We start from the raw sequence: 14,057 nt of genomic DNA, 5'->3' as shown, positions 1-14,057 counted from the left end.
AGGCAGGTCCCTGCATACCAGTCCTGCAGGCTGTCCGTCGAAGAGGGGCTCACCGCCCTGTTGATGGCCTCAACCATGACGTACTGCCCGACCGACGCACCTTGCCTTCTCTTCGCTGCATGGGCATCCATGATGTCCACGATCCCCAGGCGGGCGAAAAGGTCGTAAAGAAGCACGACATCCCCATATGACTTGATATGCGAATAAAGCGCCTCATCCTGCAGCGGGGCGGAGGCTTGGTTCTTGAGCTTGAGCAAGGCCTCCGCCGTGCCGAGGTACTTCTGGTTCACATTTTTGGGCTTCCCGTCTATCCGCTTCGACTCGACGTAATAATAGTAGATGTTGCCCTTGATCGTCTTCTTCCTGAGAGTACCCATAAACCACTCCTGAAAATAAGGCTATACAAATATGCAAGGGCAATTCCTTTTAGGGCAAAAAAACCCCAAACGGGGCAGATAACTTGTAAACTCACGCTAGGAGCCTTTGGGTAGCTGCCACAATGGGGCTTTCCCCAAAGCCATGCTATACTGCTGCCAGGGCACTTTCCATAAGGAATATTGCAGTAAGGAACAACAAATGACTATAACGAGAATCTATGCAGACCAAAACGGCAACTCACATTTCGAGAATCAGGAAATTCCTGTTACTCCCTCAGGACCTTTGGGCTGGATGTCTTCACCTATTGCAGTCCAGTCCATGATTCTTCGGGAGAATCCACCGGGATACCACTATCCTTGGCATGCCGCACCCTGCAGGCAGTACATCATCATGCTGGAAGGATTGGTGGAAATTGAAGTGGGGGATGGGGAGAAACGAACATTCGGTCCTGGTTCAATCGTCCTGGTGGAAGACACGACGGGCGTAGGACATGCTTCAAGAAGCCCGGATGGAAATGGCAGACGATCATTATTCCTTCCCCTTTGATACGCAAAACGGTCCCATCTTATTTTAGATGGAACCGTTTCTTACAGGGTTTCTTGTTCAACTTGTTCTTTTCAGTCGCGTATAGACTCACTGTCAGCCCTCGGACTTGGTTATATCCTTTGGTCTGAGAATTGCGTTGAGAATAATACCGAAAATGGCTGCGAGGCCAAGACCTGAAAGCTGTACAGGACCCAATTTGAAGGCGGCCCCACCAAGTCCCAACACCAACATGGCTGCACTGATGATCAACAACTTTGGATTGGAAAGGTTCACCCTGGCGTCAACCATATTCTTGATACCGATTGAACTGATCATACCGAACAACAAAATGGAAATACCGCCTATTACCGGGGCAGGAATAGTACCGATCAAAGCGGTGAACTTGGGAATCAGCGAAAGGAAAATCGCAAACACAGCAGCTATTCTCATGATAATGGGATTGGTGACCCCGGTAAGAGCCACAGCCCCGGTATTCTCAGAGTACGTCGTGTTTGCAGGACCGCCGATCAAACCGGCCAAACTGGTTGCAAGACCATCACCAAGCAACGTTCTCTTGATGCCCGGATCCTTGATGAAATCTTCACCGACTACATTGCCGATGGCCAGTACATCACCAAAATGCTCGACCATGGTAACTATTGCAATAGGCACCATGACCGTGATGGCACTTACGGAGAATTTGGGGAAGGTGAAATGAGGAATACCGACCCAAGCGGCTTCCCAGACTGAACTAAAATCGACAATACCGACAACGATGGAAAGCAGATACCCGAATACCAAGGAAATGAGTACCGGCAGATTGGATGCAAACTTCCATCCGAATTTCGGGAATCCTACCTTGACGAATACCCCTGCAGCGAAGGTGAGCAAAGCAATAAGCCAGCAACCATTTTGCCCTATTGCTTCAGCGATTCCGGGAGAGTTCGTCCCGTTGGCATTCTGAATGGCAACAGGCGCAAGAATCAACCCAATCATAATGATCATGGGTCCGGTTACATGGGGAGGAAGGATCTTGTGGAGGTTCTCATATTTTACATACCTGAAAATAATTGAAACTACGATGTAGAGTCCGCCTGAAACTACTATACCACCCAATGCATACGGCAACCCTTGCGTAGCCCCGATGGCGACAATGCCGGGTATATAGGCAAAGGAACTTCCCAAAAACACAGGAACCTTGAATTTGGTTATCACATGGAACAACAATGTTCCAATACCGGCGGCGAACAATGTCACCCCGATATCCAAGCCGGTAAGAATCGGGACCAATACCGTTGCACCGAACATGACAAAGGTATGTTGGAGTCCAAATACAATGTTCTTTCCTGTCAAATCTTTTTTATTCACAATAGTCTCCTCATAAAAAAGCCTACAGTCCTATCCGGATCTCACGCACAGAGACATAAGCCCGGACATTTGATTCAAATACTTCGATTCAATCAATTCCATGCTTGCTTGCAACCTCCCTTGTATGTACCAAGTCACTGCGACACGAACCAATTGGAGACTTGGTTATCCAATTGTCAATCGGGGTTTTATCCCCCATGGCTCTCCATACATCCTCGCTTCGTATAGGCATATGAACCAGGTCGACGCCGACGGCCTGAGACAGGGCATTGCCCAAAGCCGGCGCAACGCTGATCATAGGGTGTTCAGCCACCCCGCGGGCTCCATAGGGCCCGTCGAGCTGAGAGTTCTCAACCGCAATGGTCTCAATCTCAAAGGGTATATCCTTGGAAGTTGGAATCTTATTATCGGTGAACGAGGGATTCAGCAAATGGCCGTCCATGTCAAAAATGTATCCCTCGCACATGGCAGTGCCCAAACCTTGCAGCATCCCACCCACAATTTGTCCCCGCAGCAGCTGAGGATTGATCACCTTCCCCACATCAAAGGCGGAGGCAATCTTGCGTAGCAGGTACTCCCCTGTTTTGGGGTTCACCTCACAAATGATTCCATGGGCGCCGAATGTCCAATCCAAGGCCGGTTTGCCCTGACCGGTTTCCTTATCGAGATTGGAAAGTCCCTGGGCTATGTAACTACCGACCCCGATCAAGGGACCTCCGATGGCTTGCCCATCAGGATAAGCATACCCGATGGCTATCCGAGACCATGCAATCCGGTTCTCACAGTCATGCTTCACATAGACACCTTCCCCGTCGTGGGCCAGGTCATCCACACACGCCTTCAACACATGCGAGGAGACCAAATAGGCCTTCCGCAGCAAATCCTCGCAGGCAAGAATGCAAGCGTTCCCCGACATGAGCAGACCCTTGGAAGCTACTGTCTGCCAGTCATAGGGATCGCTGTCGGTGTCCTTTTCAATCTTCACGAACACCTTATCGTAGCTGAAGCCCAACCGCTCGGCGACAATCTGCGCCAATGCCGCACTCGATCCTTGCCCGATATCGGTCAACCCGACATTGACACAAACCGACCCATCACTGTTCATTTTCACCACACAGGCGGTAGCGGTATTGGAAGGCATGGCTGGGGCTTTCTGCAAAATCGCCACCCCCTTGCCTATCTTCCACCCGGTATCCTTTTGCCTCTGCCGCTCCTCTTTGGAAAGCTTTCCGTACCCTATGGAAGCAGCAACTGCATCCAAGCAAGCCACAACATCTCCTGTATGCTTGGTAATCTTCTCCCCGGTCAGGGTGAGGGAACCTTCCCGCAAGGCATTGAGCTTTCTGAATGCAACCGGATCCATTCCCAACGTTTTGGCTACCAAATCCATATGCCGCTCGATACCCCAGTGGAACTCAACATGCCCAAACCCACGATAGGCGGTGCCATAAGGTTTGTTCGTATACAACGTATAGGCATCGACCCACGCATTGGGAATTTCGTACGGACCTGAGGCGGAGTACCCCGAAGCCCTGGTGACATTTACCGCATAATCGGCATAGGCACCGGCGTCCCAATACATTTCCATCTTCTGGGCAAGGATTTTCCCCTCCTTGGAGACTCCGGTTTTTATGTGATACGTCAAGGCGCTACGGCATGGCAGCAAGGAGAACTCCTCTTCCCTGCTTGCCTGGAATTTCACCGGCCTTCCGCCGGCCTTCTTGGAAAGACACGCTGTCAGCGGTTCGATGTGGATGCCGGCTTTCCCGCCGAATCCACCTCCAACGTGCGGTATTACCACCCTGACATTGCTCAGAGGAAGGGAGAACGTATTGCAAAATAGATTACGGACGGTAAACGGCGACTGTGCACTGGTATAGATGGTCACCTTGTCCCCCGAACCCCACGAAACGATGGCGACATGGGTTTCCATCGGAACATGCTGCACACTGGGATTGTCGTACTCTCGTTCAACAATATACTCACTTTCGGCGAATCCTTGTTCCACATCGCCTTTCCGCAGTTTCGTCCAGTTGGCAATGTTGGTGTTGGGAATCGGGGTGAAAACTTCCTTGACATACTGGTAGCTGCCCAGATCCGGATGGACCAACGGAGCACCTTCTTTGCGTGCATCCATATGACTGAGCACGGGAGGCAGCACCTCATACTCGACTTCTATCAAATCGACGGCCTTGCGTGCTATCTGCAGCGATTCCGCGGCTACCGCCGCTACAGCCTCCCCGTAGTGGCGTACTTCACCTTTTGCAAGGATATACTTGTCTACGATATAGAGACCAAGCCGATAATCGAGCTCGGATCCCGTCAACACAGCCCTCACCCCTGGCAACGCTTCGGCCTTCGAGGTATCGATGCTGAGTATTTTCGCCCGTGCATGCGGACTCTTTTTTACTTGGGCGTAGAGCATCCCAGGAAGCACCATATCGCTGACATAGGTGGCTTCTCCTGTGAGCTTGACCCTGGCGTCGGGGCGTATTTCACTTTTCCCTACACTTTTCAGAACAGAACGATCGAGGGTTTCATACATACTCCAACTCCTCCTTCTCCTGCAACTGTCCGGTGACGTCCAAAATTGCCTCGATGATCTGCTCATAGCCGGTGCAGCGACAGAAATTCCCCTCCAGGCCTTCCTGTATCTCCTCTCGTGTCGGGCGGGGGTTGTTATGAATCAGCTGCCTGGCAGACATGATCATGCCTGCAGTGCAGAAACCGCATTGGACAGCCCCATGGGCTTCGAAAGCCGCCTGCAAGGCGGAAAGCACACCCTTTTTTGCCTCCCCCTCAATCGTCTCTACGATTCCACCATCGGCTTCCACGGCAAGGACCATGCAGGAATTCACCGTCTTTCCATTGAGAAACACCGTACAGGCACCGCATTCTCCGGCGCCGCAGCCTTCCTTGGTTCCCGTCAAACCCAGGTCTTCGCGCAGAAACCGAAGCAGGGTACGGTTTTCCTTGACCTCACGTTCATAGACTACTGTATTCACCGTGACCTGTATCAGCATGAGCTCACCTCCCCAAGCAAATACTTGGTATATTCCAATACCATAAACCTGCGATATTCTTTGGAGCACCTGACGTCGCTGATGGGGCTTATGATGGAATCAACTTCCTTGAGTATCGCTTCCATCGGAAGAGAGCGGTCCAAAGGCTTGGTTGCCACAGGCGTTGGGGCTGCCGAACTCACCGCAATGCGAATCCTCCCGTTGACTATGGCTGCTGCTACACCGACGATGCCCAGGTCATGCCCCTGTATTCTTTTCAACTTTCGATACACCCCTTTTGCAGAAGCACTACTTGGGGGAATATGCAGAGCCGTTACTATTTCATCTCTTTCCAACACGGTCTTTTTCACCCCGGTGAAGAAGTCACCGATGGCTACCTCACGGGAGCCCCTCACCGAAGCAATGGTGATTGTGGCATCGAGGCACAACAATGCAGGGGCCATATCGGAACATGGGGACGCGTTCACGATGTTCCCCACCACAGTGGCCCGATTACGAATCTGATAGGAGGCGAGATCCTTCGCGCAGGCACACAAGAGCGGATGGTATTTCCTCACCTCTGCACTACCAAGAATGTCATTGATGGTGACGGCAGGCCCTATCGACAGGGCGAGGTCCTGCTGCAAAACGAGATTCCAATACGCAGGAATCTTCTTCAAGTCAATCAGCAAATCAGGGTGGTAGACACCCCCTCTGATTCCGACCAATAGATCGGTTCCACCAGCGAGCAACTTTGCTTGGTGTGCATTGGCGGAAAGCAGTTCCAACAAAGCAGATTCCGTGGTAGGTCCCCTGTACGAAAATTCAGCAATCATACGCCCCCCTTACCCATGATTTCCGGCAAAAGACCATACAGCAGGCCGGAAGCTGCATCATATCCAGAACTATGGCCCAATCCAGAGAGCACCTGCAAAGCCGCTGCATACTGCACCTCATCAAGCTGGTCTGAACAAACCGTCTGGGCAAACGCCACCAACGCCTGGGAAAACAGATTGTCGCAGGCAAGAAGCAGCATGCGCTTTGAGATATCGGTTGTGCGTTGGGATGAATCGTAGAGCAATCGACGAAGCTGTGTTGTGAAGGCTTCAACAAAATCAGTGAACGAGCCTTCCCCGGCTGAACGGGCGAGCATGAAGAGGGCGAGGAGAAACCCACAAAGGAAATCATCACCTACCGGGGTGGAGCCCGCTCCGAATCCCAAGAGCTTCTGCATTCCTCGTTCAGCTGTAAGAAGATTTCTTGTTTGGACACCTACGAGAAGAACTCTTGCATGGTGTGAAAAGCATCCGATAAAACTATGGTTATCATCACGATGATGGATAATCGCATCATATACCAATACGGCACCTTTATCGTGTTGTGCCTTGGTAAGCATGGCGCCCATGTGCGTAAGGTTCCCGTTGTTCAGGGAACAGGCAGCAGGAGCTGCCTCATTGTTTGGATGCACCCGCATGGATCCAACAAACGAGACCCATAAACCGCAATCGAAACTCAACCGATCTTCCTGCAGCAGAACCTTCTGTCCTCTCGCAAGACCAAGCAAGCTGAATTGCGTACACGCAGTGGATGAATGCATGAATGCGGTGCATGGGTGAAGCTGCTCCGCTTTCATCACCAAGGCGCAAAGGCCGTCGTCTTTGTCCTGGAGATTCAATGAAGTGTTGAATACAGAGTGCACCAAAAGAACCCTTGGGGAAGAAGGAAAGCGTGAGCCCATCACCTCAATGGTCCCCAACGGACCGTCAGGCCATGTGGTGCGCATGAAACAACGCCTCCTTGATGGCGGTATCCACTTTCTCTTTACCCCAGAGGATGTTCCGTCTTACGATCGACTTAGATTGTTCAACATCCCTAGCTTCCAACGAAAGCAGCAGATCAAGATGATCCTGACAGGTCTTGCGCATCCTGTCAGGATCGGTTATGTCCGACAACCGGACGAAATGGATCCTCTTGGCGATGTCGTCCAACATCTGCATCATCACCAAATTCCCCGCTGCGGAACACAGCGTCTTGTGAAAAAGTTCATCCTCGGTTGCACAGAGTGCCAGGCCCTCGGGCAACGTATCAAGCATCACCTTCCAACGTTCCTGCAAATCCTTCAGTATGGAGGCATCCATTCCTTTTTCACACAAGGTCTCCACCACGGCAAGTTCCAGGACCAGCCGGGTGTCATACAGTTCATTGACCTCCCTAAGGTCAATCTGCCTCACCATATATCCTTTATGAGCTTCCTTGGTGATTAATCTGGCCGATACGAGACTGCCCAGCGCCTCCCTAACAGGAGAGCGACTTACTGCAAACTCAGCACACAGTTCTTCTTCAGTCAACCGATACCCGGGTGTGTAAAACCAGGTTATGATTCGCTGGGAGAGAGAATCGTAAATATCAGTGCTGCGTACCGGACTACCCATTGGGATCCTCCTGGGATGCTATTGCTTGAAAATGAATACCTTCACGGGATCGCCCGGTCGTTCATCCGACTCCACCACGGTTGAAACCAACTTCATTCCTGTTTTTGGTTCATCCACTTCCAACTGCCCCGATGCCCGAAGCCCGTTCTCGAATTCCACGATGCCGAACATCATATTCTTCTTTGTGTAGCCTTCAGGCAGATTCCACAACCGCGTCCAGGAAAGCAGGGTGCACGGGCCTTCCAAATCAAATTGCTCCCATCCCTTGCCGGTCACAGGGTCCCGGCGGCTGTTACAGGTTTTGCACACCATGGGGGCTGGGTAATACAGTGTCCCGCACGATTCACAGCGGTAGGCTGAAATCTTCGGTTCCTTCACTTCATACATGCTGAAATCAATCATGGCAGCACCCTTACTCCTTTGCGCAAATCAGCGCGACGACGTTATTGCCGAACCCACCGAAATTGACCGACATACCATAGCGAGGATTACTCACCTGCCTTCCTTTCTCAGCTTCTCCGCGCAACTGTCTTACCAACTCCACCGCCTGGGAGACACCGGTAGCCCCTACCGGATGGCCTTTGGACTTCAACCCCCCGGATGTATTGATGGGAAGCTTCCCGTCGATATTGGTCAGGCCTTGCCTCACCGCCAAGAAGCTCTTGCCTCGTTCAAAGAACCCCACCTCTTCACTGATGGCCAGTTCAAGAATGGAGAAAGCATCATGAAGCTCGGCAAAGGAGATATCCTTTGGTGTCAGCTTCGCCATGGCGTATGCTTTTTCAGCGGCGATCCTTACTGCATCAAGCAGCAGCGGGTCTTTTCTGTTATGCACGCAATGGGTGTCGGTGGCACTGGCTATGCCTGCGATCCGAATCGGTTTCTTGGGAAAGTCTTTCGCCTTCGGGCTATCCATGTTCACCAGCAATAGCGCAGCGGCTCCATCACTTACCGGGCAAGTCGAGTACATTCGCAGCGGTTCGGCTACATACGTATTCACCACCGCGGCTTCAGGGCCGTCGCTGATGGCTTCAATCGAGCACGGGACCTGGATATGGGCGTACTTGTTCTTTGCACCATTGGCATGGTTTTTCACCGCCAACAGGGCAAGGTCGCGTTCGGTCAGCCCATATCGTTCCATATACATGCGGGTGAACATTCCACCGAAGGCGGGGAGGGTGAGGCCCATGTTGTATTCGGCTTCGGTATGCAGCATGGTTGCTACATAGTCGGTGCCGACCCAACCCGAGACTTTGCGCATCACTTCTCCGCCGACCACCAATACAATGTCCGCCATGCCGGAGGCGATCGCCATATACCCGATCTTGATTGCGCTGGCCCCTGAGGCTGGTCCATTTTCCACCAGTTCAGCCGGGACCGGTTCCATATCCATGCGACTTATCAAGGCGGAAGCCACGGCACTTTGATGGCAAAAGAGACCGCTTGCCATATTGCCGACGATTACCTGGTCCACTTCCTTCCTTCTTGATAGAAAATGTGCGTCCTCCAAGGCATCAGTTGCAGCATACGATAATACATCCGAAAGGTCATATTCAGAGGAATTACCGAATCTGGTGTGCCCGATTCCTACTATTCCAACGTTTGCCATTGCTTACCTCTTGAATCCCGGGATCTGGGGATATTCGGCGGGCATGATCAATTTTTCCGCCGATTTGAGATCTTCAGCTGAAACCGGCCTGGTGCCGGTGCACTTGCTTGCCCGTACAGCATCCCAAAGCGGACGAGTCAACACGTAGGTGGGGACACCACCCAATTCATGCCTGACTTCGGGGAATTGGGAGGAGCGGTCCTCCAATTGGTACTCGATCATCCATCGCTTGAAGCCATTGGGGCTCTCTGCAACGATGTAGACTTCTTCTTCCCCTAAAATGTCTATGTGGTGTTCCATTTTTGCGGCAAACAATTGCGCCCCTACCCTGAGCCCTCGCTTGATCGTCAACGTATGCAGGCTCATACCCAGCTGCGGCGTAACGGCACGGCTGGTTACAATGCCGGCGATGACTCCGTCGATGGTCCCGACCAGGACAAACTCATTCGCCACCCGGTAGCGATACCAGCCTAGGATTTCCGAATACATGCGAACAGCTACGATGTCGTAGAAGTCCTTCGGAACGCCGATCAGCGGATACAAGGTTCCCAGCAAGGCTCCGACTTCTTCCCGCTTTGCTTCCCGAACCACCATCTTCTCCCCTGATGCCAAGGTGATTACCTTGGGGGGATAGGCCTTGAGCGTCAACTCAGGAGGTCTCAATATCTTTTCCATTGCGTCCAATGCCATTTTGCGGACTCCTTTTTTTACCTGTGCTTTCTTGCTTCTTCGTGCAACCAAGCGTTCCTGCTGCCTGCAACATCCCCAAAGCGGGTCAGTTCGGCTTTTGCCTTCTTTGCCATCAGCATCTCATAGCGGTCGTCGTCGACATGAGCCACGATACGGGCAATGGAGGACTCCCCATCCACAAACCGCCAAGGATAACACCCGATGACCGCCCGTTGGTTGAGCAATAGGTCGAGGTCTCCCCCGACACACTCTGCGTGGATGATTCCATGGTTGAACATTTCAATATGCATCAACTGATACTTGTCTTCAGTAAAGAACTCATCCAAGGGCATGCCGTACTTTTCCTTGAAATGTGCATCACATTGCTTGGCTTCCTTGGGCATCCAGTCCCTGATTTTGGTGTTCATGGGATGGTCTGCGCTGCCGCAGTCGACTCCTATCCACCGCAGTTTCTTTTTCTTCGCCCATTCAGCGAACTCCCTATCGGGTCCGGGGTGCTTGATCATGTATCTGATTTCGTCACCGGTTGGCTGGTCCCATCCATAGTGGTGATACCCGGTGTGGATGATCAGGATGTCTCCCTCTTTCACTTCGACGCGCTCTTCGACCATGTCCGAGGTGTAGACATCATAATCGCCGCACACGTCGGAAAGGTCGACGATGGCACCTTCATGCACCAAGAAGTCCATATCCAGTTGTGCAATATCCTTTCCCGGTGTATAGAAATGTATTTCTCCGTCAAGATGTGTTCCCACATGGTTGGAGTGGGTCACCACTTGCCCGTTTGCACCGTTGGGTGCAAGCCGCTTGAAATATTGGACCTGTAGCGGTATATACGTCGGCCAAGGTGGTGTCCCAACGCCCAAGGGAATCGTCAGATCGATTACTTTCATTGCTTTCTCCTTTTTTTGCTATGATCGGAGGGTGCATACTCGTCGGCAAAAGCCAAGAGAGCATCCTGAAAACACTTGATCGGAGGTTTCACCAACCCGGCTCCCACCATCCCGATACCCGGCTCCTTGTGTGCGATGCCGGTGTTGATGACAGGAAGAATCCCCTTCTCAACCACCTTCCTTACATCGATGCCGGTGGGAGTCCCTCGGAAATCCAAAATGGGGATCCTATATTCCCTGTTTTCGGCCAGGGTGATGTTGTACATTCGTTTGGTGTACATAATTGCATCGGAGGGTGTTCCTCCGACGAACTTGACGATGGAGGGCGAGGCTGCCATGGCAAAGCCGCCGATGCCCGATGTTTCGGTGATGACCGAGTCCCCGATGTCCAAAGCGGCATCCTCGGCTTTGAAGCCGGGGAGATACAATCCTTCGACGACGGTCGCCCCGGCGGTGAACCAACGGTCTGCAAGACCTGAGATTTGAATGCCGAAGTCCGTACCGTTGCGGGCCATCGCAGTAATGAGCGTACTTCCTTTCACGTGCTTTGCGCTGTCCATCGTGCACTTTGCCGACGGCATCGAGAGGTTGAGGAAGAAGTGATCGTTCTTGTGCATGAAAGTCAGTACATCGGAGATGTGTTGCTTCGGTTCGTCGAGCAATACGAGATACGGTGCAAGCTCGCGAATGACCAGCGATGTTCCCGCCCTGTTGCGGTTGTGGCCCTCATCACCCATCTGCAGTGCCTGTACTATCAAGGAACGCATGTCGATCGGTCCATGGAGCTGCAAAGCTTTGTTGAGAATCGGAGCGAGGATGCTTTCCATCCAGTGAAGCCGGGAGAGCACTTCCTCGTTGTATGCTCCATAGCGAAGGACCTTTCCCAATCCTTCATTCAGTGTTGCATAGGCTTTATTCTTGTAGGTGTCGTTCTCTACGATCCATACCGGCATACTGCAGCTGATGATGCCGGCCATGGGGCCGACTGCATTATGGTGATGACAGGGTTCAAACTCAATGGCACCTGAAGACGCAAGCTTTTCAGCCTCGTTGGCATCCTTTGCCTTTCCTTCATACAACAACGCACCAATGACCGCTCCCCGCATGGGACCGCACATGCGCTCCCAGGTGATCGGGGGTCCTGCGTGCAACAACAGGTTTTCCCGCATGCCGGGGATGACGTCCTTCGCCTTGGCGATGCCCAGCAGCATTGGCTTGCTCGCAAGAACCCGCTCCACCGCTTCTTGGTTGGCTTCGTTACAGTCGATATCCTTGATTGTATCCATCCGGTTGAGTGCGTCGATCAAAACGACATCACCGCCGGCAGGGGGTTTCCAATCCAGGTTGTACACATCGGCACCACAAGACTCTAGATTTTTAGAAAAGGAAGCCAAGCCAAGGTTGACTGCATGGACTCCCTTTTCAAACAAGGAGAGTATCGGTCCTACGGGTGTGGCATCGGGAAGGTCCAGCGGTTTGAGGGTGATTTGTGAAGGCGATTCCATGCTCTCTTCCTGGTTTCCGACACCGGTTTGTTTGAGGAGAATTCTCTGTGCCAGTTTGACGGCTTGATAGTTGGAGGGCATCACCACTACGCCGGCTTTTTCAAGGTTTTGTACTTGGAGGGCAAAACCTTGCGGATCGAGTGGGGTTCCGGTTACTGAAGCAACGATGCTCAGGTACCCTCCCCGCTTGAGAGCTGCCTGCTTGGCTGCAACCAGCGTGGGTATCATCGCTCCTGCCGGGTCGTCGCAGCTTCCATACCCTAGTACGCAATCGAGCACCATCACGGCAATTGAAGCGTCGTCCATCTCCTTGCGGATCCGGTCGGTACGCGTGGTGGGGTCGATCATGGGGTGTGGTCTTCCCACGGTAAAGACATCATCACCTAGATCGACGATGGTGTGACCGATTGAGACATGCGGATCCAAGAGTCTCAAGGCTGGGTTGGTTTGGTTATTGGAATATACGTTCTCCTTGAGGTCCGAAAGGGATAACCAAGCCTCATCACACAGCGTGCCTCCTGTATAATATCCGCGGATATTGGTTTGTTCGGGCAGCCTGTGCTTCGATTCCCTGAGAACAATGGCATCGATGGTTTCATGGTCCAGATCGAAGGGCCAATCATCGTAGTGTTCCCGTTTTGGGAGGTTTTTGCCGCTAAGGGAGGCTGCAATGCGCGCCGTCTCCTCAAGATTGGAGGCCCAATGGATCAAGGGATGGTGGGGAAATTGATGCGCGTCGGCTCCGATGAAGTGTACAACCGAGTTCTTCTGTGTCCGTACCAAGGCATTGAGTACGGTTGGTACCAATTCAGGGGCTGGGGGTTTGGATACTACGACAATGAGATCGGTGTTTGGATCTTCACCAAGGGCTCTGATGCCTTGCAGCATCATTCTCCCTCCCACGGCTTTGTTCTTCAAATCCCGTCCTCCGGTGCCGATGGCTTGGCTTATGCCGCAGCCCATCCGATCCAGCAGGCATGTCACTTCCTGCAAGCCGGTTCCTGAAGCAGCAACCAACCCGATGGAACCCGGGGCGACTACATTGGCGAAACAGAGCGGTTTTCCTCCGATTATTGCGGTTCCGCAGTCGGGACCCATGACCAACAAGCCTTTTTCCACGGCACGCTGCTTGAGGTCTATTTCATCTTCCAAGGCAACGTTGTCGGAGAAGATCATGACGTTCAGGCCGAGGTCCAGGGCTTTTCGTGCTTCATGGGCTGCGTAGATGCCTGGTACTGAGATAATTGCCAAATTGGTTTCACTTTGTGAGCGTACTACATCTTCTACGCTGCAATACGCTTCTTGGGAAGCTTCGGCTTTTGAGCTTCCTCCCTTGCCTGAGAGCAAGGTGTCCGTAAAGGCAAGCATGGCGGGTATATCACTTTCCTCAGGGCAATCAAGAGCTATGAGGAGGTCGGAAGGGGTGGCCTTTTCGAGTTGGGTGGGAGAATATCCTTGGTCTATGAGCAACTGCACATTCATGGCGGTGCCCATGGCAACTGTTGCGGATTCGATTTCTTCTTTAGTTTCCAGATCCCTGCTGAGTAGCATCAAGACAACAGAATCGACGTACATGTCTTTCTTGACAACGACTTGCTTCATCAAGGCACTCGCTTTCCACACCGCTGGAAAAGTACCCAACTTCTATTTTATAC

At 52.3% G+C, this 14,057-nt stretch carries 12 protein-coding genes and 1 pseudogene; 1 reads left to right on the top strand and 12 read right to left on the bottom strand.

Annotated features, from left to right (window positions below):
- A pseudogene (locus B3F49_RS02720) lies at window positions 1-377 on the bottom strand (hypothetical protein); the annotation flags it as partial.
- A 199-nt stretch (window positions 378-576) separates the two neighbouring features.
- Between B3F49_RS02720 and B3F49_RS02715 the strand changes: the two are divergent.
- Window positions 577-924, top strand: a complete 348-nt coding sequence (locus B3F49_RS02715) for a hypothetical protein (protein WP_293891195.1) — start codon at window positions 577-579, stop codon at window positions 922-924.
- A 93-nt stretch (window positions 925-1,017) separates the two neighbouring features.
- On the opposite strand, the gene B3F49_RS02710 is transcribed toward B3F49_RS02715, so the two are convergent.
- From B3F49_RS02710 to fdrA, 11 genes are all read right to left on the bottom strand, one after another.
- Window positions 1,018-2,271, bottom strand: coding sequence for a uracil-xanthine permease family protein (locus B3F49_RS02710; protein WP_293891192.1), 1,254 nt, complete (start codon window positions 2,269-2,271; stop codon window positions 1,018-1,020).
- A gap of 88 nt (window positions 2,272-2,359) precedes the next feature.
- A complete protein-coding gene (locus B3F49_RS02705) occupies window positions 2,360-4,816 on the bottom strand; it encodes a xanthine dehydrogenase family protein molybdopterin-binding subunit (protein ID WP_293908865.1) in 2,457 nt (818 codons plus the stop codon).
- Window positions 4,809-5,294: a (2Fe-2S)-binding protein gene (locus B3F49_RS02700; protein ID WP_293908864.1), complete on the bottom strand. Its 486-nt coding sequence runs from the start codon at window positions 5,292-5,294 to the stop codon at window positions 4,809-4,811. The genes B3F49_RS02705 and B3F49_RS02700 overlap by 8 nt, the downstream gene beginning before the upstream one ends.
- Window positions 5,288-6,109: an FAD binding domain-containing protein gene (locus B3F49_RS02695; protein ID WP_293908863.1), complete on the bottom strand. Its 822-nt coding sequence runs from the start codon at window positions 6,107-6,109 to the stop codon at window positions 5,288-5,290. The genes B3F49_RS02700 and B3F49_RS02695 overlap by 7 nt, the downstream gene beginning before the upstream one ends.
- On the bottom strand, window positions 6,106-7,056 hold the full coding sequence (locus B3F49_RS02690; protein WP_293908862.1) for a DUF2877 domain-containing protein: 951 nt from the start codon (window positions 7,054-7,056) through the stop codon (window positions 6,106-6,108). The genes B3F49_RS02695 and B3F49_RS02690 overlap by 4 nt, the downstream gene beginning before the upstream one ends.
- Window positions 7,037-7,705, bottom strand: coding sequence for a GntR family transcriptional regulator (locus tag B3F49_RS02685; protein WP_293908861.1), 669 nt, complete (start codon window positions 7,703-7,705; stop codon window positions 7,037-7,039). Before B3F49_RS02685 ends, B3F49_RS02690 begins: the two co-directional genes overlap by 20 nt.
- An 18-nt stretch (window positions 7,706-7,723) precedes the next feature.
- Window positions 7,724-8,107 (bottom strand): Zn-ribbon domain-containing OB-fold protein, encoded by a 384-nt coding sequence (locus tag B3F49_RS02680; RefSeq protein WP_293891175.1) that lies wholly within the window; start codon window positions 8,105-8,107, stop codon window positions 7,724-7,726.
- 10 nt (window positions 8,108-8,117) lie between these two features.
- Entirely contained in the window at window positions 8,118-9,314 is a 1,197-nt protein-coding gene (locus B3F49_RS02675; RefSeq protein ID WP_293908860.1) for a thiolase C-terminal domain-containing protein, read from the bottom strand.
- A gap of 3 nt (window positions 9,315-9,317) precedes the next feature.
- The gene (locus B3F49_RS02670; RefSeq protein WP_293908859.1) at window positions 9,318-10,004 is read right to left on the bottom strand and encodes a hypothetical protein; all 687 of its coding nucleotides are present in this window, start codon (window positions 10,002-10,004) and stop codon (window positions 9,318-9,320) included.
- A 17-nt stretch (window positions 10,005-10,021) separates the two neighbouring features.
- Window positions 10,022-10,897: a cyclase family protein gene (locus tag B3F49_RS02665; RefSeq protein ID WP_293908858.1), complete on the bottom strand. Its 876-nt coding sequence runs from the start codon at window positions 10,895-10,897 to the stop codon at window positions 10,022-10,024.
- Complete coding sequence (gene fdrA / locus B3F49_RS02660; RefSeq protein WP_293908857.1) at window positions 10,894-14,004, bottom strand: DUF1116 domain-containing protein; 3,111 nt, start codon at window positions 14,002-14,004, stop codon at window positions 10,894-10,896. The genes B3F49_RS02665 and fdrA overlap by 4 nt, the downstream gene beginning before the upstream one ends.
- Window positions 14,005-14,057: the final 53 nt, after the last annotated feature.

This window comes from Sphaerochaeta sp. UBA5836 (assembly GCF_002432845.1).
Taxonomy (GTDB): domain Bacteria; phylum Spirochaetota; class Spirochaetia; order Sphaerochaetales; family Sphaerochaetaceae; genus Sphaerochaeta.
The sequence above is the reverse complement of the archived record's forward strand: the minus strand, read 5'-3'. Positions and strand labels throughout refer to the sequence as shown.

Coding starts and splice junctions, on each gene's coding strand:
- B3F49_RS02715 (WP_293891195.1), top strand. CDS start 577: ATGACTATAACGAGAATCTATGCAGACCAAAACGGCAACTCACATTTC.
- B3F49_RS02705 (WP_293908865.1), bottom strand. CDS start 4,816: ATGTATGAAACCCTCGATCGTTCTGTTCTGAAAAGTGTAGGGAAAAGT.
- B3F49_RS02700 (WP_293908864.1), bottom strand. CDS start 5,294: ATGCTGATACAGGTCACGGTGAATACAGTAGTCTATGAACGTGAGGTC.
- B3F49_RS02695 (WP_293908863.1), bottom strand. CDS start 6,109: ATGATTGCTGAATTTTCGTACAGGGGACCTACCACGGAATCTGCTTTG.
- B3F49_RS02690 (WP_293908862.1), bottom strand. CDS start 7,056: ATGCGCACCACATGGCCTGACGGTCCGTTGGGGACCATTGAGGTGATG.
- B3F49_RS02685 (WP_293908861.1), bottom strand. CDS start 7,705: ATGGGTAGTCCGGTACGCAGCACTGATATTTACGATTCTCTCTCCCAG.
- B3F49_RS02680 (WP_293891175.1), bottom strand. CDS start 8,107: ATGATTGATTTCAGCATGTATGAAGTGAAGGAACCGAAGATTTCAGCC.
- B3F49_RS02675 (WP_293908860.1), bottom strand. CDS start 9,314: ATGGCAAACGTTGGAATAGTAGGAATCGGGCACACCAGATTCGGTAAT.
- B3F49_RS02670 (WP_293908859.1), bottom strand. CDS start 10,004: ATGGCATTGGACGCAATGGAAAAGATATTGAGACCTCCTGAGTTGACG.
- B3F49_RS02665 (WP_293908858.1), bottom strand. CDS start 10,897: ATGAAAGTAATCGATCTGACGATTCCCTTGGGCGTTGGGACACCACCT.
- fdrA (WP_293908857.1), bottom strand. CDS start 14,004: ATGAAGCAAGTCGTTGTCAAGAAAGACATGTACGTCGATTCTGTTGTC.